Annotated in this window: 22 protein-coding genes; all 22 read right to left on the reverse strand. The window is 61.2% G+C overall.

All coding sequences use genetic code 11. From position 1 onward, the window contains the following. Positions 1-4: 4 nt before the first annotated feature. On the reverse strand, positions 5-316 hold the full coding sequence (locus tag HMPREF0307_RS09470) for a hypothetical protein (RefSeq protein WP_156435923.1): 312 nt from the start codon (positions 314-316) through the stop codon (positions 5-7). A gap of 104 nt (positions 317-420) precedes the next feature. Then, positions 421-690, reverse strand: a complete 270-nt coding sequence (locus HMPREF0307_RS09475; RefSeq protein WP_066492279.1) for a hypothetical protein — start codon at positions 688-690, stop codon at positions 421-423. Positions 691-781: 91 nt separating this feature from the next. Then, positions 782-1,405 (reverse strand): phage tail tube protein, encoded by a 624-nt coding sequence (locus HMPREF0307_RS09480; protein ID WP_066492281.1) that lies wholly within the window; start codon positions 1,403-1,405, stop codon positions 782-784. Between the two features lie 42 nt (positions 1,406-1,447). Further along, on the reverse strand, positions 1,448-1,819 hold the full coding sequence (locus HMPREF0307_RS09485) for a hypothetical protein (RefSeq protein ID WP_066492283.1): 372 nt from the start codon (positions 1,817-1,819) through the stop codon (positions 1,448-1,450). Continuing rightward, positions 1,819-2,028, reverse strand: coding sequence for a hypothetical protein (locus tag HMPREF0307_RS09490; protein ID WP_156435924.1), 210 nt, complete (start codon positions 2,026-2,028; stop codon positions 1,819-1,821). The genes HMPREF0307_RS09485 and HMPREF0307_RS09490 overlap by 1 nt, the downstream gene beginning before the upstream one ends. A 54-nt stretch (positions 2,029-2,082) precedes the next feature. Continuing rightward, positions 2,083-2,433 carry a hypothetical protein gene (locus tag HMPREF0307_RS09495; RefSeq protein ID WP_066492285.1) on the reverse strand — a complete coding sequence of 117 codons (351 nt, stop codon included), beginning with the start codon at positions 2,431-2,433 and terminating at the stop codon, positions 2,083-2,085. After that, positions 2,430-2,723: a hypothetical protein gene (locus tag HMPREF0307_RS09500; RefSeq protein WP_156435925.1), complete on the reverse strand. Its 294-nt coding sequence runs from the start codon at positions 2,721-2,723 to the stop codon at positions 2,430-2,432. The genes HMPREF0307_RS09495 and HMPREF0307_RS09500 overlap by 4 nt, the downstream gene beginning before the upstream one ends. A 95-nt stretch (positions 2,724-2,818) precedes the next feature. Continuing rightward, on the reverse strand, positions 2,819-3,733 hold the full coding sequence (locus HMPREF0307_RS09505) for a major capsid protein (protein WP_066492296.1): 915 nt from the start codon (positions 3,731-3,733) through the stop codon (positions 2,819-2,821). A gap of 13 nt (positions 3,734-3,746) precedes the next feature. Beyond that, complete coding sequence (locus tag HMPREF0307_RS09510) at positions 3,747-4,115, reverse strand: capsid cement protein (RefSeq protein WP_066492300.1); 369 nt, start codon at positions 4,113-4,115, stop codon at positions 3,747-3,749. Positions 4,116-4,124: 9 nt separating this feature from the next. Continuing rightward, a complete protein-coding gene (locus HMPREF0307_RS09515; RefSeq protein WP_066492303.1) occupies positions 4,125-4,670 on the reverse strand; it encodes a hypothetical protein in 546 nt (181 codons plus the stop codon). 102 nt (positions 4,671-4,772) lie between these two features. Continuing rightward, on the reverse strand, positions 4,773-5,033 hold the full coding sequence (locus tag HMPREF0307_RS09520) for a hypothetical protein (RefSeq protein ID WP_156435926.1): 261 nt from the start codon (positions 5,031-5,033) through the stop codon (positions 4,773-4,775). A 106-nt stretch (positions 5,034-5,139) separates the two neighbouring features. Continuing rightward, positions 5,140-6,696: a VG15 protein gene (locus tag HMPREF0307_RS09525; RefSeq protein ID WP_066492309.1), complete on the reverse strand. Its 1,557-nt coding sequence runs from the start codon at positions 6,694-6,696 to the stop codon at positions 5,140-5,142. A gap of 156 nt (positions 6,697-6,852) precedes the next feature. Further along, complete coding sequence (locus HMPREF0307_RS09530; protein WP_066492313.1) at positions 6,853-8,256, reverse strand: phage portal protein; 1,404 nt, start codon at positions 8,254-8,256, stop codon at positions 6,853-6,855. Positions 8,257-8,279: 23 nt separating this feature from the next. Beyond that, positions 8,280-9,929 carry a terminase gene (locus HMPREF0307_RS09535; protein WP_066492524.1) on the reverse strand — a complete coding sequence of 550 codons (1,650 nt, stop codon included), beginning with the start codon at positions 9,927-9,929 and terminating at the stop codon, positions 8,280-8,282. A gap of 24 nt (positions 9,930-9,953) precedes the next feature. After that, positions 9,954-10,241, reverse strand: coding sequence for a phage terminase small subunit (locus HMPREF0307_RS09540; protein WP_066492315.1), 288 nt, complete (start codon positions 10,239-10,241; stop codon positions 9,954-9,956). Positions 10,242-10,507: 266 nt separating this feature from the next. Beyond that, entirely contained in the window at positions 10,508-10,798 is a 291-nt protein-coding gene (locus tag HMPREF0307_RS13575) for an HNH endonuclease (protein ID WP_082723312.1), read from the reverse strand. Between the two features lie 181 nt (positions 10,799-10,979). Continuing rightward, positions 10,980-11,441 carry a hypothetical protein gene (locus HMPREF0307_RS09545; protein ID WP_066492321.1) on the reverse strand — a complete coding sequence of 154 codons (462 nt, stop codon included), beginning with the start codon at positions 11,439-11,441 and terminating at the stop codon, positions 10,980-10,982. Further along, positions 11,438-11,716 carry a glutaredoxin domain-containing protein gene (locus tag HMPREF0307_RS09550; RefSeq protein ID WP_066492324.1) on the reverse strand — a complete coding sequence of 93 codons (279 nt, stop codon included), beginning with the start codon at positions 11,714-11,716 and terminating at the stop codon, positions 11,438-11,440. Before HMPREF0307_RS09550 ends, HMPREF0307_RS09545 begins: the two co-directional genes overlap by 4 nt. A gap of 3 nt (positions 11,717-11,719) precedes the next feature. After that, positions 11,720-13,081, reverse strand: a complete 1,362-nt coding sequence (locus HMPREF0307_RS09555) for a DEAD/DEAH box helicase (protein WP_066492326.1) — start codon at positions 13,079-13,081, stop codon at positions 11,720-11,722. Continuing rightward, on the reverse strand, positions 13,062-13,364 hold the full coding sequence (locus HMPREF0307_RS12665; RefSeq protein ID WP_255356880.1) for a VRR-NUC domain-containing protein: 303 nt from the start codon (positions 13,362-13,364) through the stop codon (positions 13,062-13,064). The genes HMPREF0307_RS09555 and HMPREF0307_RS12665 overlap by 20 nt, the downstream gene beginning before the upstream one ends. A 247-nt stretch (positions 13,365-13,611) precedes the next feature. Continuing rightward, positions 13,612-16,122 carry a virulence-associated E family protein gene (locus tag HMPREF0307_RS09565; RefSeq protein WP_066492330.1) on the reverse strand — a complete coding sequence of 837 codons (2,511 nt, stop codon included), beginning with the start codon at positions 16,120-16,122 and terminating at the stop codon, positions 13,612-13,614. Further along, a complete protein-coding gene (locus tag HMPREF0307_RS13000) occupies positions 16,119-16,268 on the reverse strand; it encodes a hypothetical protein (protein ID WP_156435927.1) in 150 nt (49 codons plus the stop codon). The genes HMPREF0307_RS09565 and HMPREF0307_RS13000 overlap by 4 nt, the downstream gene beginning before the upstream one ends. Between the last annotated feature and the right edge of the window lie 60 nt (positions 16,269-16,328).

Consider the following 16,328-nt stretch of genomic DNA (forward strand, 5'->3'; position numbering starts at 1 on the left):
TGTGTCAGGCCCAGCCGAGCTGGCGGGCGATTTCAGCAGTAGACGCCACTTCACCAGTGACGGTTCCCGACGCGTCGTTATCGTTGAGGTCGACTGAATCCCCTTCTGCGAGTTCCACGCTGCTGCGGGTGTTGGCGCCGCGTGAGACAAACACTGGCAGCGGGTCGCCACGCTTAGCGGTCAGCGCGTAATGGATGATTCCGAGCCGGTCGGCGACAAGCGCGAGCAGGTCATCGGAAAGCCCCCACTCGGCGTCTTCGCCATGCACGGCTCGATATAGTGCTGATTCCCGCGGCACAGTGTCGATAAACGCCACGAGATCACCCCACTGATAGTCAGGATCGCTTTGCCCGAACCAGCGAAGCCTCAGCCCTGCGCGCAGGAGGTCGGCTTCGAGTGCGCGGCGTAGTTCGTCCTCGTCTAGGAGTCCGCAGACTCCTCGGATTCCCCCACGGTGACTCCGGAGTCCTTCTGCCAGGCAACGATCAGTTCCTGGACAGCTTCCTGCTCCATCGTGTCGATAATGGCGAGGGTATCAGGGTCGTTGTCGAGGACGAGTTCGAAGAGGGTGAACAGCTGTTCAACTTCGTCGAGCTTGCGGATCTTGCGGATGACGCCGAAGGGGAGATTGCCGAAGCGGGGAAGGGTGATCTTCTTCTTGCCGACGGTGTAGTGGAATTTTTCAGTCATTGGGAGACCTTTCTATGGGTTGAAAAATTGGGGAGACAGTTGTGTGGCGGCCCCACAGCGTCTCCCGTATCTGTGGGGCCATCAAAAATGATTAGGATTCGCTACCAGCCGATACGGTGCCCGCAGCCGGAGTACCGGCCGGGGTGTCGAAGAACTGGTAGAACTTCTTGCCGTTGGCGTCGGCGAAGCACTCGACTTCGATTTCGTACTTGATGACGTCGTCCTTGACGTAGGAAATGTCGCCGACGGAGGTGACCTGGCCGTCGGGGATGAAGATGCGGCCCTTCTTACCTTCGCCGCCGTTAAGATCAGCCACCCACGTCTTGTGCGGCAGTTCGCCAGCGGAGTCGGAGACGGTGATCTTGCCGTCTGCGATGGTGACGTTGTCCTTGCCGTAGACGGTTCCGAGTACGTTGGCGTTGGCGGCTTCGAGCAGCGTCAGCTTTACGGTGACTTCGTGGCTAGTCTCGAGGACAATAACGGAGTCCTTGTTCCAGTCCTTGATCTTTTCGGTGTCGCGGTTGACGGTCTTGACGATGCCGTCTTCGCCGACGAACCCGGCGGGCTTGACGCCCAGCTCGGCCGAGATCGGGGTCGTAGCGTCCTTCGGGTACTTAGCGGTGTCCTTGACAAGGTCACCGATCTGCAGACCTCCAGAGGCCTTGACGTCGGGTGCGCCGACGATGACATTGGTGCGGTTACGGGAATCAGACATGTGTACTGGTCCTTTCTGAAAATGAGTGAACCCTCGCCCGGTTTAGGCGAGGGTGGTAAATACGTAGCCGACGAACTGCCAGCGTGCGTATGTATCTTGAATGTCCGGGTCGGGGAACTCGACGGGGCCAGAGACCTCGTCCCACCCGACGATCGCGGGCACTTGGCCGGCCAATTCGAAGCGGAGGAAGTCACGACACCTCCCGATTATTTCGAGGATGTCCTCCAACTGGGTGTGCGGCCCATAGACCTGGACGATGATCATGGTCTTGTCGTGCGAGGGCGAGAAAGCAGTTGGAGCAGCCTGCTCAACCCGCAGGAATACCCCGGAGGCGCCCCTTTGCACTTTTGACGACACTGGAAGACCTGTGGCCTCTGCCAGTACCTCGATGACTAGCTCGAGTGCGGTGACCATTACAGCTCACCGCCTATGGCCTTAAGGAGCGAATTGTGCTTGGCGTTGGAGCGGATTGACTCCGGCGGGGTACGCACGATGGCGCCGTAACGCCGCCTACCTTTGAGGACCGAACCTCGCGACTCGTACGGATGCCCCGGGGATACGGCCTCGGCGCGGGAACGCACCACGTCGGCGGCAGAGTCGACCATTGCGACGGTCTCTGGCATGGTGCGCATTTTCCGAAATGCCGACAAGTTCCATTCGATCTCAATGCTGGCCATCTACCCCACCGTCTTTCTACACTTCACGACAAGCGCGCCCGGTGCCCAGAATGGTCCGTGGTTGTAGTCCTGGGGATTGCCGTCGACCTGCCATTCCTGCCCGTCGGGCAGGCGCACCTGGGCAGACGGCAGGATGTCGAGGGAGTCAGGGGCGTAGACCTCGAGGACATCGATAGTGCGCAGCACCGAGTCCCCTGCCATCTCTTGAGACTGCGTTACAGCCCACCCGATGACCGGCACTGTCTGCCACTCGCCAGCACCCGGACTACGGTTACCGAACCGATCCGTCACTTCTGCGCCTGGCATCATGACCTCAACGGTGTGTTTCGGAGCGATGAATGTTCGGGTCACAACCAGCTCACCGCCTCGATTGACCGCATGCCGCGCGAATGCCCCAGTTCGTCCGCCAATGCTTTATCCAGCATCTCGCGCTCCGCTTTCGTGAGGTACAGGTTGCCCTCGCTATTGCGATACGACGTCGACTGGGCAAACGGGCCTGCCGTCTGCGACAGCGAGTCCACATTTTCCGTGCCGTCCGCGAGCAGCGCGCGCTTGGCCATGGAGCAGACAATAAGACGCAGCACCGCCGCCAGTTTCTCCGACGGCCGCGTCGGAATGTCGTAGGTGGCCTCGAGCCACACAGACGCATCCTCGAGTAGGGCGTCCGCCTGGTCCCCGTCAGGGGCAAGCGACCACCGAGCCCGCAGGTCGTCAGCCGTTGCGAACGCCAGCATGATTACTGCGCCAGGCCGGTCAGGAACACCGCGGACATCGGGTCAGTCACGCCGAACGCCAGGGTGGCCCAAGTGTAGAATTCGGTGACCTGACGAGCCTTGATGTACTCGCTGTCAGTCGAGATCGGGTCTTCCACACCCATGACACCAATCGTGCCACGCTCGAGCAGAATGCCCTCACCCTCGGCCAGCGCATCGGAGCCGGTCTCGATCAGCGTCACACCCAGCGTCGACAAAATCGACTCCCAGTTGGAGATTCCGAGGATAGCCTTGAGGTTCTTCGCGTCCTTTCGACCGAGCACGAGCGTGTCCGGGGTGTAGCCCAGGTTGGTGGCCTCGATGAGGAGCTTCGCGGAGAGGATGTCGTCGATGAGCGTGCCCTCTCCGTTCAGGGAGGTCTTGGCTGTGGCCTGGACCTTACCGGCAGCAGCCCAACCATTGGACTCGTGCTTGAGTGCTCCTTCGGTAGTCGACAGCACATCCTTGACGACTTCGAAGCCGCGGTCATCAACGTCCTTGGCCATGGTGTTGGCGATGCGGCGGGCGCCGCGCTGCAGGATAGTCGGGTCGTTGCGCTTTTCTGCCTCACGGGTCAGCTCATACTTGCCACCAGTCTTGACCACGGGATCAACAAACGGTTTGCCGCCGCCCACACCAATGACGGGGAACTCCGCGCCCGGCGCGATAACACCAGGCTTCTGGTCCGCGAGTGCGTTGTTGGTCTCGAGGCGGTCATACATGATGGCGCCGCCGGTTGCGGCAACGCTGGTGAACAGCTGGCCGGCGACCAGGTTAGCCTGGACGAGATCCGCGATGTAGTTGGACAGGCGAGTCGGTTCCTTCACGAACATGCTCGTGGTGATGGTGCCGTCCTGGTTGATGCTGGCAGGGGCCAGAGGGAAAGTGAAATCAGCCATTTTGGTCTCCTTTCTAGATAAGTGCCACGGTCACGACGTTGTTGGCTGCGGCCGAGACCGCTTGGCCCGCAACTGCTGCAGAATCAGCTGCCTTGACTGCGGACCCGTTGGCACCAACGGCGACGAGGTCACCCGCGGCGATCGCGCCGGAGGCGGTGACATCGACAATGTGGCCAGCGCGGTACACCATGACGTGGCGGTCCTTAGCGGTATCCTGCGCTGGTACACCGAAGGCAACAGAGCCTGCTGTGCCCGGCTTAACAACGGGGTTGCGGCCGTCAGTGTTGGCGGCGATCTGGACGAAAGTGCCGGCCTTAATGTCCGCCTGTGCCTTCACAGTCGGGTTTTGGGCCGGGGTGTAGTGAACAGTGGTAGTAGTCACTATCTCTCCTTACTTATTGGCGAACGGGCCGGTCACAGCCCAGTTCGAGGGATATGAAAAATCAGGGGCCGCCTGCTTATCCGACGCTCCCGGTTTTAAGTTCTCCACCGGATAGTCCGACGGAGGCGCTGCACGCTTCGCAGCCTGCGCTTGAAGCTCACCCAGCCGCTGCGCATTCGCATCAAACTTCTCGGGGTCATCGCCGAGCAGGTCGGCGTTGTCCTCGGAAATTCCGTACTTGGCGAGTGCCTGTGCTCGAGCGAGCTGCACCTGGTACTGGCGCGCAGTAGCACGCTCCGCCTCGAGGGCTTCCTGTGCACGCTGCAAATCGGTCTTCTCGGCTTCCTGAATTTCGCGGTATTTCTCCGCGTCCGCGCGGAACTCGTTGCGCTCGGTGCGGTACCGGGCGTTTTCCTTGCGGAGCTTTTCCAACTCGTGCTGGTAGGACTCCGCGGTACGTTCCTGCGGCTGGTGGCCGTCCGCTTCCTGGGCGTTAGGCTGTTCTGCCACCTCCGTGGCTGCGTGCTCGGTGGTGGCGGTGTTTTCATCTGCCATGATTAACCTCCTGGGTTAGTTTTCGGGCATAAAAAATCCCCCGCCACCAACCAGTGGTGTGGGGGTTGTAGCATGGCGGGGACTCGCACCCCGCAAGCGTGACTACTTCATGCTCGTGTCTGCGGCGAGCGCCGCCCGGACTTCTGGGGCGACGTCGTTGACGTCCGCAGCTTCTACGACTATGTCCGGCTGGCCAAAATGCTCGAGGAACTGTGATTTAGCTTCCTCTATGGGTACGTCACGCTCCGCGCAATCGAGCAGGAAATCCTGCATCGTGTCGCCACGTGCAGCATCACGGATGTCCATGAGATTCTTCGACGTTGCGGTAAGAATCTTGGCCCCATCGAATTTGATGACCGCCACCTTACCGCCGCCTTGATACACCCAGGCGGTTCCTCTGGCAACATCAGGCCGCTTCACGTGATACCGCTTCGAGGGAAGCAGCTCAAGCCCCATTGACTTATACCTATCAGACATCTTGCCCAATCACCTCCGCATGCAGAACCAACTGTCCCTTTATCTCTTCGACTTGGTTAATCCTATATCGAGTTTGGCGTCCGAGAAGTAGCTCTTCTTCATCTGGGTGCTGAGAAATCGAAGAGCTCTTGTCATGCGCACCGTTCCAGCCCACATAGACCGCTTTTGTGCCGCTGGGCACTGCCAAGCGCAGTTCGATGCCCCCGAACTCGTCCTGCCCATGTGTTGACGTCGATAGGTAACCCCAGGCTTTGAATTCCTGCTTCCCCCACGAGCTCACGTCCTCCACGTCAAAGTAGCCTGACATCGCACTGCCAGCTAGTTCTTGGCGCTTGATGCGCCGCACCACCTCGACAGGCTCCTTGATGCGCGCCGCGCGCTCCATCGCCGAGTCGACATCACGCATAGCCTCAGCAACCGGCTGGAGCTCCCGCCGACGTTTCCTCGGCAACCGGTCGATAGCAGCAAACATGTCCTGACTCTTGTACTCCCGTGCGAGCTCATTCATCTCCCGATGCCCCACGTCGGTGTAGGCCCACAAGGCCCCAAGCTCTGGCTCAGTGAAATCGGGCTCCCTAACTCCGTACCGGTCATACAGGTAGTCGGCGGCTTTCGTACGTCCCATTTCAAGCAATGAGACCGGACGTCCCCCGCCGTCGCCGGAGCCACCGGACGCCCTTGGAGGCACCGGAGGTTTAGGTGGAACCACACCGTCAATAACCGCCTGGACTCCTCCCGGTGTCTCCGCAATCTTCTGGTTGAACCGCGCCAGCGTTGCCGCCGACCCGTCCCCCTTGTCAGATTCCCTCCACGCTGCTTCCAGCTTCCGGTACTCATCCTCGCCCTCCCACGAGTACCCCTTGAATACGAGCACACCCTGGCAATCACAGTGGTCGTGGTAGCGATGCCCGTCACGACGGCGCGTGACCGTGTCCTCGGAGTACACCGGGCCCCGCGATGCCAGCATCGCGCAGAACGCGCAGTTCTCCGCGCCGGACAGCACACGCGCGTACCCCATCTTCACGGGCTTCTTTGAGGACTTCACCCGCGCCTTACCGGCCATCGCGGTATTCGCCACCGCCCGCCGCCCGCCGGCACGCACATGCCTCCCCACGCGCGCCCCAACCCTTCCCACAACCTCCTCCACCACCCGAACGTCATGCGGGTCGGCTTGCTGTACCGCCACCCGGCGCGCCACCATCTTCTGCGTATCAGGGTCCAAGAACTCGACCTCAACAAGTGCTGTGGACTCCGGTGTCAGCCCGACGACGTCCGTAAGCGCCTGGTACAGGCTGTGGACGTCATAAGCATCTTCCTTCGCTGGGCTGACCTCAAGGCCCTGGGCGGCCGCGGCGGCTCCCATGTCCTGGACCTGCCGGCGGTACATCGCAGTGCGCGCAGCAGCCACCGTCGGGTACAGTTCCTGCGCCATGTCAGCAACCGCCGACGCTGATTGCGGCACACCGTGCTCTACGAGGTGTGCGGCTACGAGCTTCGCCACTCGCGCATCGAGCTTGCGAGCAGCAGCACGTATTTCCTCCGCCCCCATAACCACACCCCCTCTTCAGTACCTACACGTCTTCGCGCCGTAGCGCCACAGGAACCAATCCAGTGAAATCAATGCCTTCAAGCCCCAATGCCCGCGCAGCGCTTTCAGGCAAAACTCCCGCCCTGATCGCTTTACCCAGCGCGTCGAACTTTCCAGCTAGATCATCATCCCGGGGGGGGTAAGAGCACCGTCATTCGTTGCGTCAAACAAACCAACGTCAGAAACAACGCCACTACGCGCCTGCTGTGCGCGACGTACGCGCTCCTTAGTCCAACCCGGAATATCCGCCCAGAGTTCTTCCGACGGAATGCCCAACATCGTCGTAAGCTTCCCGAGGCCGTCCACCGTCTGTGCGAACGACCGCGACGACGTCTCCTCCCACGTAATCTCCGACTCAAAATCCGAGGCACCAGCCTCGTCCCCGGCAGCATGGGAGCACAACCGCAGCAGCTGCTCATGCGACTCACCAAACGAGGTCTGAATCTCTGCCGCCTGGCGATCCTTCGACGTCTCCAACGCCGCCAGACCATCCGCCGAGATGTTGCTAATAGCATTCGCCCCCAGAGACTGGGCGGGCACCTGCGCCAAGGCGGCAAAGTCTCGTACCGACGCCTGCCGCGACTCGATATAGCGCGACAAATCAGTCTCGTCGTACTGGCCGACCTTGACGTCAACATCATCAAAGAACTGCGTATCGGCCACAGACTGGCGAAATGCCTGCTGCTCCGAGTCTGGCATCCACCCAATCACGTACCGCTGTTTAAACGCCGCGAAATGCTGGGCAACGCCCTGCTCATAGTTCGTCCGGTTGATGCGGTCTTGCAAGCCGAGCAGGTGCTCTACGATGCCGCGGCGCTCCTCCCCATCAGCAAGCATGCGATCCTGGTAGCGCACGATCGGCACCGCTCCCATGTTGTGTGGCCGGGCCTCCTGAAAGACCAGGTTCGTCGGCGCAGAGTAAGTTCTGTCGAGCCATCCGCGCGGAAACTCCGGCGCATGCTGCACTCCGAAGAAGTACACGTACTCCTCGTCGTACAACCGCAGATAGCGGTCACCAATCTCGAGAGCCAGCATCGGATACTCATCCGACGAAAGCACACCTGGCAAGCCCACACTGTCCGAATAATAGGTGACCATGCGCCGCGGAGAATGCACCCCAATGCGTATCGCCCCATCCGTTGCGGGGAGCACCGACGCGTAGGCCGTGCCGTACGTCAACCCAGCACGGTGCAAGCCCGTCTGCCGCGCCGCCATCTTATTGCGCTGCCACCACTGCCACGCACCCGCCTGATCCCCGTCCGCTGAATAGAAGCCATCGACCTTAAGCGACTGCGAATATGTGTCGACAACGAGCGCCACAAACGGCGCAACCGACATCCGCGCAAGCTCCGCGTGCTGCTCACGGTTCTTCGACTTGATAGAAGCCCCCACGCGAGCTGCGGCCATCTCCGCATTCCACGGCACCATGTACTCATGGATATTGTCGAAGCGCGCCCGCTCTGCCACGTGGACAGACAACATATCTCGCACTGCCTGCCACGCCTTGACCTGATTCAACATGCTTCCCCTCCTTTCAAAGGACGCTAAATGAAAAATGCTTTGCCAGTGCGCTGCTTCTTCTTGCTGCGCCCATTCTGCTCACGGACTAGCCGCCACACCATGCGCGCGCCAATCATGCACACGCAAGCGTCAATCTTCTTCGACGACTTTCTCGACTCCTTACGCACCGTGATGCCATACCGGCCTTCATGACGGCGAGCGTTCAACACATGCTCCGTTAGGAGCGGGTTACCATCATGCGTGAACGAGTGCTGCATAATCTCAGCCTCCGCGAGCTCCGCAGCCGTGGTGAACTGAAAGTCCTTACCGCGCATATCCCAAGCAATCGGCTCGGGCTGCTGCGCGCCACGCGACGTCGCCCACAGCTCCAGCCGGTCGCGATACCGCTCCGGCCACGCCACCTTCGTAAACGATTCCCATTCGCGAACGTCCGCGAAGAACGCGACCACGTTCCAGGTGGCGAATGCGAAGTCGACGCGGTCATCGACGGCCTGGACGTCCACCATCGGCTTATCGTCGGGGTGTGCCGCGCGCGGCGCCCACACACCAATCGTGAAGACGTGCCCGTCCTCGATACGACACCCGACGAGCGCGGTGTGGTCGTTGGAGAGTGACCCGTCGAAGAACATGACGATGTCCTCGCCAGGGTCAACTACGATGTCGGGGCGCGCCATCTGCGCCCAATCCTGCGGGTCTGCCCACGAGTCCGACGACGCCACCGGCCAATTCAGGTACTTACGTTTCGAATCATCAACCCGCGCCGACGGCGACCAAATACGCGTCATAATCGCATCAATATCCGCCCACGGGCAATCACCGTAAACCCACTCGAGGCCGGCGCGCAGCGAGTCCGCATCCGACAAGTCGGTGCCATGCGGAGCCTGGCGCGCATCGTAGAGAATCTTCGACTCATTCTTAGACCGGCCAGTCTCCTGCAACACCCAGTCATCGAAAGTAGCCTCACCCGCCGAGCTAATACCCGGCTTCCACGCATTCAACGTCTCAAGCATGCGAGAACCCGACTTCGAGAGATTATCGAGCAGCGTACTATGCAACTCCACGCCACCGTTCGACGGCGTCCAGTGCTCCAACTCGTCGCCCACGACGAACGTCGCCTCCGCGCCTTCCGCAGTCGCAGCAGACGAAGTAATCACTTCGAGCTTCCCCTCCGGCTGGACAAAAATCTGCGTCTTGCCCACATCTAGCTGATAGTCCTCATGAAGCTTCGGCGCGTTCGCAGGCGACGCCATGGCACGCACCATGCGCATCGTGTTCTCCGTCTGGTCCAGCGATACCGCGGCGATCTGCACCCAAGGCATCGACACAGGTTTGCCGACGACTCCGCCAGGCACGTCCTTGTCGAAACGGGCGAAACGCACCGGGGCAAGCAGCTCGATAAGTGCCATGACGGCAGCGAACGGTGACTTGCCACTACCTTTCGCAAGGCGGCGCGCCGCATGATGATACAGCCAACGCCCATCCTCATCGACCGAGTAGAACCACAGCACAAACCGGGCCTGCTCACGAGTGAACTGCCATGCCATACCCGCCCGGATACCATTCGGGTGGCGCAGATACTTCGCAGCCCACGCCAGCGCCTCGTAGCCCAGCGTGCGCTTCGGCAGGCCGTCTGGGAGAGAAGATAGCCGCTCACGCGGGTCGACGTTATCCATATACACTCGCCTCCCCGTCGTGGTCTAGGAGAACATCTCCTTGTAGTTCGCCAGCACTGACGATGTCTCATCTTCACTCGCATCGGCGTCCGCGGCCTGAAGCTCGACACGTAAGCGGCGACGCTCACCCTCAGTTGTCATCAGCGCCGCGGCGCCACGGTTGAACTCTGCAAGCATCGACGCTTTGACAGGCTCACCAGAGTTCAGTTCCTGCGACATGACCTCCGCGAGCAGTCGGGCTGTCTGCCAGTCTGAGGGCTCATAGAATACGGCCTGGCCGGACTCCTTGAGAGAGCGGAACCAGTCCTTCATCAGTGGGTGCCAACTTGGAGACACTCGAGGCGACTTAGGTTTCGCGCGTGGCCCACTACCGTCAACGACTGTCAATGCCGGCTGGTTGCCTGCTGGCTTATTGCGGCGGCGCCGTTGATCACTGCGCTTTGGGGGCGGCCCAGGCATACAATCTCCTTTATCTCTTCATTGTTGAAGCCGTTTTCTTCAACCCGTACACAGGCTTTTGCCCTATGCGTCCCGTGGGTCCGTGTGCCGGTTCCGAGGGCCCTCCCCCACCCCACATACTAGACCAGGCCAGGGTGGGGTCGGCGCGGCAACTGCAATCGCTGACGCCGGGCGCGTCGGGCAGCTGCGGCTTCGCCTTGGCTCTTCTCCTGATGGCATGCGGGGCATAACCACTGGACGTTGTCTAGGCTGTCGGTTCCGCCGGCTGAGTGCGGGCGGATATGGTCGAGTTCAAGTTTTCCTTGAGTGCCGCAGTTGGCACAGTAGCTGGGCAGCTGTCGTCGGGCTTGGTTTCGGAGTTTCTTCCATTGGCGGGTGCTTGTTCGGCTGTTGCCGTTTGTCCATGCCATGGTGTGTCTCCTTTGGTGTCCTGCTCCGGTCGTGAGCCGGTGGCCTGCGTCTGTCCGCCCATAGAGCGTGACCTGGTGGACGTTGTTGAAGCGGTCGCGGGTAGTTGGCGGCAGGACTGAAAAAACGACAAAACCCCAACTCGTGGTTGGGGTTTTCTTTCTTTAGCGCAAGCGTAGCATTTCAGGGCCGCTGGTTGTCAAGCCCTAGCAGGCGAATGAGGAAACTCCGCTTCCGCTTTTCGAGTTGGGCGATGGTGATGGGCTCGTCGGGATGGCAGAAGTTGTGGATGATGCGGTGTTCTTTTCCGAGCTCTTCGATGATGTCGCTGGCCCAGTCGAGGTCGGAGATAGGTTGAGCGTGGTAGGCGATGAGTTCGCAGAGCCGTGGGGCGTTGTTGTCGGCGGCATGGATGCGGATGCCGGCTTCCCGGAAGGCGTTGTGTGCGACTTCTCGGAGATTGGTTTCATAGTAAATCCAGGTTTCGGTGGCGATAGGGTTGCCGGGTGGGCGCGATCCTGGGGTGGGGCGCATGACGCGGGCTTCGGGCCTGGGCGGGTGCAAGCCTTTGAGTTGGTGGAGCTCGAGGTAGGCGATGCGGAGTTGACGGGCGTGGTGTCGGAGTTCGTGCTCGTCGGTCTTCATGCGTTCTCCTTGACGAGGTATGCGAGAGCGTCGATGTCGTCTTTGCGCATATCCGCCCAGCGCATGACTTCGCCGTCGGGCGCGGTGACCTCGACCAGCGGCAGGGTTTGCCAGCCGTTGGCTTGCATGGTCTTGATGGCTTGGGGTGATTCATCGAGTTGGGCGACGGTGACGGGGATTCCCATGCGGCTGATGGCGCGGATGGTGGCGCGGCATTTTATGCAGCCGGGGCGGGTGTAGACGGTCGCGGTGTATTGGTCATTGGTTGCGGTCATTGGTTAGGTCCTTTCGAGTTCTGCCTTGACGGCGTCGATGAGTGCAGATTGTGTGGTGTCTTTGCGGGCAAGTGCCTTGGCGACGTGGGTGTCGATGGTGCCCTCGGCGCGGATGTGGACGATGGAGACAGGCTCGGTCTGCCCCTGGCGGAAAAGCCTCGCGTTGGTCTGTTCGTACAGCTCGAGTGACCAGGGTGTGGTGGTCCAGACGAGGATGTGCCCGCCGCTCTGGAGGTTGAGGCCATGGCCGGCCGACGCTGGGTGAATCAGTGCGAGTGGTATCTTGCCGGCACACCAATCGGCCATGTCCTCCGCGCTGGATAGTGGTCGGGCGTGCGGGAAGCGCTGGCGGATGCGCTCTGCTTCATGCTTAAACCAGTAGGCCACCAGGACGGTGTGCCCGGCTGCGGCTTCGATGATGTCCTCGAGTGCATCGAGCTTGGCGTCATGCACGTCCAGGACGTCGCCATCCGGCGAGTAGATGGCGCCGGACGCGAGTTGTAGGAGCTTGCCGGACAGGACACCAGCGGAGCCCGCTGTGATTTCCTCGCCGTCAATGTCGGTGACCATGGTTTTGCGGAGCTGGTCGTAGGTGGCGCGCTGCGCTCCGGTGAGGTGCACGACGCGGTCGGTGTAGGTACAGGGTGGCAGTTGCAGGTAGTCGGTGGTGCGCATCGACACGGTGATGTCCGCGATGGCGTCGTAGATTTCTTCCTCCGCGCCATCAGCAAGACGCCACTCGTAGACGATGTGGCCATTGCGCTTGCCCGGTGTGAACCACCGCTGGCGGAACGCGGTGAGGGTCCGCCCGAGACGCTCGCCACCATCCATGAGCTTGAACGGGGCCCATAGGTCGGCGAGTGAGTTGGGTGCGGGCGTGCCCGTGAGCCCCACCAATCTCGTGATGTGTGGTTGTGCGGCCATCAATGCTTTGAAGCGTTTGGCCTTGTGATTCTTGAAGCTGGAGAGCTCGTCGATGATGACCATGTCCCACCGCCAGGGGTCGCCGCGGCGTTTCAGCTCGGCGAGGAGCCATGGGAGGTTTTCGCGGTTGATGATGGTGAGGTCGGCGTCCTGGTCGAGTGCCGCGGCGCGCTGCTTCGGCGTGCCAACACACACCGCGTGGGTGAGGGGTTTGAGGTGGTCCCATTTGTCGAGTTCGGCGGGCCAGGTGTCGCGGGCGACGCGTAGCGGCCCGATGATGAGGGCGCGGCGTGCCTGGAAGGTGCCGTACATGAGGTGGTGTATGGCGGTGAGGGTGGAGATGGTTTTGCCCATGCCCATTCCTAGGAGTAGGGCGGACCTCGGGTGGCTGATGATGAAGTTGATGGCGTGTGCTTGGTAGTCATGTGGTTTGAATTGCATCGATGACGCTCTGTATTTGGTCGGGGTGGTCTATCCAGGTGGCGATGAATCCCATGTCTTGGAGTTGTTGGAGTCGGCGGGCCTGGAGGGGGCGGGGTTTCTTGCCGGGGGCTTTGACTTCGACGAATCCGAGCTTGCCGCCGCGCAGGATGATGAGTCGGTCTGGCATGCCGTTGGTGCCGGGGCTTGTGAATTTGTAGGCGTGTCCGCCTGCTTGCCGTACTGCTTTTTGGAGTGCTTGTTCGACGTGTTTTTCTTGCAATTTGGGGCCTTTCTGGAACAAAGGAACAAAGTTTTCCTTGGTAGCCCTCTGGATTAGGGGTTATGTGTGTTGTTTTGTACCTACATGTCCCCTAATTCACTCTTCAGGTCATTTAGTAAAAACTTTGTTCCGTTTGTTCCGGTATCTCGTTTCCCTCGCTAGCGCGGGATTTTTGGGCGGAACAAAGTGTGGAACAAAGTTTGTTTTTGTTCCGTTTGTTCCGGGGTGGAACAAAGCTTTTCGGGCTTTGTTCCACCCCTTTTGTTCCTTACTTTTCGACTCGAACATCTACTCGACCGTAGAGCCGCTGCTTGCCGTAGATAGGGAGCCTGCGTTGCTTGCCGGTGTCGTCCCATCCTGGGATTTGGGCCATGATGGCGGTGATTTCATGGGCGTCGATTTTCCGCATGGCATCTGGCTCACGGCCGAAGCATTCGGTCCAGATTTCAATCTTGGAAACGGTCTGCCGCGCCGCGGCGTGTTCCCAGATGCCTTGCGCGGCGACGTACTCGCCGGGCAGCGTGCCACCGTCGAGGTAGATGCGCCGCGCGCCGATAGGCAATGTCTCCCAGTTTGAGGGGAGTGCTTTGTCTAGGTATTCCTGGACGATGCCGACGCGGTCGTCCTGCTCGACCGCGTCCGCCTGCGCCTCGAGCGCCACCTCCAGGAGGTCGCCTTCGAGGTAGAGCTTCTCGCCGGCGAGGTCGGCGACGCGGGCCTCGGCCCACACCTGCTGCACTAGTTCCTCGGTGAGGTCTTGGACGGTGTAGATACCGTGGCCGGTGACTTCGATGGGGAGCCATCGGCGGTTGCCGGTGGGGTCGCGGAGGAAGCCTTCGCGGGCGTTGGTGGTGCCGACGAGGATGCAGGAGCGCGGGCGGGACTCAACAACCCGCCCGTAGGCGGGCCGGTACTTGTCAGCCTGACGGCTGATGAAGCCCTTGACGTTCTCGTTGTCGACTTTGCGCATGCCTGCGAGCTCGGAGATTTCGACGATGAGGTTGCCCTGCAGTTTCTCTGCGCCGGTTTTATCCCGCATGTCGGTAATCGAGATGTCGTCGCTGAACCACTGGCCGGCCAGCTTGGCCCAGATGGTGGATTTGCCGACACCTTGTGGTCCTTGAAGGACAGTGACGGTGTCGAATTTGCACCCTGGGTGGAAGGTTCGCCGGTGTGCGGCGACCAGTGTCTTGCGGGTGACGGACCGCACGTAGGTGGTGTCTGCGGCACCGAGGTAGTCGATAAGCAGGGTGTCGAGGCGCTCGGCCCCGTCCCATTCGGGGAGGGTGGTGAAGAAGTCGCGGACGGGGTGGAAGGCCCGCTTCGAAGCGACTGAGAGTAGTGCGTCTGTCATTTTCGTTGGGCTGTAGATCCCTTCATATGTTCTGGCTAGGTAGGTTTTGAGCTGGGCGTAGTCGTTTTCAGTCCAGCCGTCGCCGACTTGCTTCCATGGCAGGGCTTGTGGGTCGCGGGCGTGGAGGGTGTGGGCGTGGGCGTTCCAGCCGATGTGGGTGAGGTGCGGGTCGTGGGTGAAGATGAGCTCGAAGTTTCCGATGGAGTCTTTGAATCCACCGTTTCGGTTGACCTCGAGTTGTGTGAGCCACTCGGTGCCGGTGTTCTCATCGTCGGCCGCGGCGGCTGGCGGCTGCTCCCCTGCTGTCGGCTCCTGGACGTCGGTGCCGTCGATGGGCTGGAATGCTTCATTCAGCATGGCGGCAGTGGTGGCCGCGTGCTCGCGCTTGGTTGGCGTGTCCTGCTCGACCATGGAGAGCATCGCCAACGTTGACGGCAGTTTGTTGATGGGTGTGCCGGGGGCGGCGTCCTCGTCCTGTTCGCCGTAGAGGTGGGTGGCGACGAGGTCGAAGGCGGTGAGGTTGCGCCCGGCGGCGGGGTCGGTGGCGTGGTTGGACCATGCGCGCAGCCCACCGTCGTAGACGATGAGGCCGTTAGCGGAGGTGCCTGCAGTGTAGGTGTAGCGCCCGCCGGTGCCCAGCCGGTAGACCTCGCCGAGGAACGTGTCGATAGCTTGGGGGATGGTGTAGGCGCGGTTAAACGCGCCAATCAGGCCGGGCTTAGACCTGGGGTCTTCGGCTTTGCCGGTGTGGCCGGCCGCGGCGGCGGCCATGGTGAGTTGTGCGGTGTGGGTGTCGATGCCGGGCCAGGTAGTCATGTCCCGCCAGTCCGCATACCGGGCGAGGGCGGCGTCTGGGTCGAGGTCGGTTTTGCCGCGGCTGACCTCGACGCGGTAGTCGCCGTCCTGCAGGGTGGACGGCTTGTACATGAAGCGCTCCGGCTCGAAGGTGGAGGCGTCGAGCCAGTCGAGGCCGGGGTTGATGTCCTGGCCGATGCGGCGAGCGACCGCCCCGTACTCCTCGGCACTGATGTCGCGGGTGAGCCACACCCAAACCCGCCAGCGCTGCTCTTCTTCGGTGTGGCTAAGCGTGGTGTGCGCGAGCCATGCGCAGTCGAGGGTGTCCTGCAGGTGGGCTGAGAGGTCGACGTCGTTGGGGAGGTCATCGATGTCGAGGGTGATCATCGAGCGGGTGAGGACGTGGCCTTTGCGGCGGCGCCCGTGCTTGAGGTGGCCGGCGACGAAGCCGCCAACATCCTTCCACTCGCCCTGCGTGGCCTTCGCCGCGGCGTGGTATTCGGCCATGGTGTGTGCGACCTCGATGGGTTGGTAGGCCCATGCGGTGAGGTCTTGTTTGGTGGTGTGGGTGTTGGTCCAGGTGGTGGAGGTGCGCCGTGGCGCGGTTGCCAACGTTAGTTCGCGGTTCATTGGTTGTCTCCTTCCTGGGGTGTGAGGATGTTGAGGCTGATGAAGAGGGCGATGATAGCGTCGAGGACGAGGTCATCGAGGATGTGCACGCCACGCTCCGCGAGGTATGCGTGCATGGCCTGCCGAGCGGTGGACGTATAAGTCATAAGTTGTTTTTTGAGTTGTTGAGAGTGGCTAAGGTTTTGTGTGTTGAACTGGGGTTATTT

This window comes from Corynebacterium sp. DNF00584 (genome assembly GCF_001552965.1).
Taxonomy (GTDB): Bacteria; Actinomycetota; Actinomycetes; order Mycobacteriales; family Mycobacteriaceae; genus Corynebacterium; species Corynebacterium phoceense.

Coding starts and splice junctions, on each gene's coding strand:
- HMPREF0307_RS09555 (WP_066492326.1), bottom strand. CDS start 13,081: ATGCAATTCAAACCACATGACTACCAAGCACACGCCATCAACTTCATC.
- HMPREF0307_RS13575 (WP_082723312.1), bottom strand. CDS start 10,798: ATGGCATGGACAAACGGCAACAGCCGAACAAGCACCCGCCAATGGAAG.
- HMPREF0307_RS09565 (WP_066492330.1), bottom strand. CDS start 16,122: ATGAACCGCGAACTAACGTTGGCAACCGCGCCACGGCGCACCTCCACC.
- HMPREF0307_RS09530 (WP_066492313.1), bottom strand. CDS start 8,256: ATGTTGAATCAGGTCAAGGCGTGGCAGGCAGTGCGAGATATGTTGTCT.
- HMPREF0307_RS09515 (WP_066492303.1), bottom strand. CDS start 4,670: ATGGCAGATGAAAACACCGCCACCACCGAGCACGCAGCCACGGAGGTG.
- HMPREF0307_RS13000 (WP_156435927.1), bottom strand. CDS start 16,268: ATGACTTATACGTCCACCGCTCGGCAGGCCATGCACGCATACCTCGCG.
- HMPREF0307_RS09475 (WP_066492279.1), bottom strand. CDS start 690: ATGACTGAAAAATTCCACTACACCGTCGGCAAGAAGAAGATCACCCTT.
- HMPREF0307_RS09545 (WP_066492321.1), bottom strand. CDS start 11,441: ATGAAGACCGACGAGCACGAACTCCGACACCACGCCCGTCAACTCCGC.
- HMPREF0307_RS09505 (WP_066492296.1), bottom strand. CDS start 3,733: ATGGCTGATTTCACTTTCCCTCTGGCCCCTGCCAGCATCAACCAGGAC.
- HMPREF0307_RS09535 (WP_066492524.1), bottom strand. CDS start 9,929: ATGGATAACGTCGACCCGCGTGAGCGGCTATCTTCTCTCCCAGACGGC.
- HMPREF0307_RS09485 (WP_066492283.1), bottom strand. CDS start 1,819: ATGGTCACCGCACTCGAGCTAGTCATCGAGGTACTGGCAGAGGCCACA.
- HMPREF0307_RS09480 (WP_066492281.1), bottom strand. CDS start 1,405: ATGTCTGATTCCCGTAACCGCACCAATGTCATCGTCGGCGCACCCGAC.
- HMPREF0307_RS09540 (WP_066492315.1), bottom strand. CDS start 10,241: ATGAAGGACTGGTTCCGCTCTCTCAAGGAGTCCGGCCAGGCCGTATTC.
- HMPREF0307_RS09550 (WP_066492324.1), bottom strand. CDS start 11,716: ATGACCGCAACCAATGACCAATACACCGCGACCGTCTACACCCGCCCC.
- HMPREF0307_RS09525 (WP_066492309.1), bottom strand. CDS start 6,696: ATGGGGGCGGAGGAAATACGTGCTGCTGCTCGCAAGCTCGATGCGCGA.
- HMPREF0307_RS09490 (WP_156435924.1), bottom strand. CDS start 2,028: ATGCCAGAGACCGTCGCAATGGTCGACTCTGCCGCCGACGTGGTGCGT.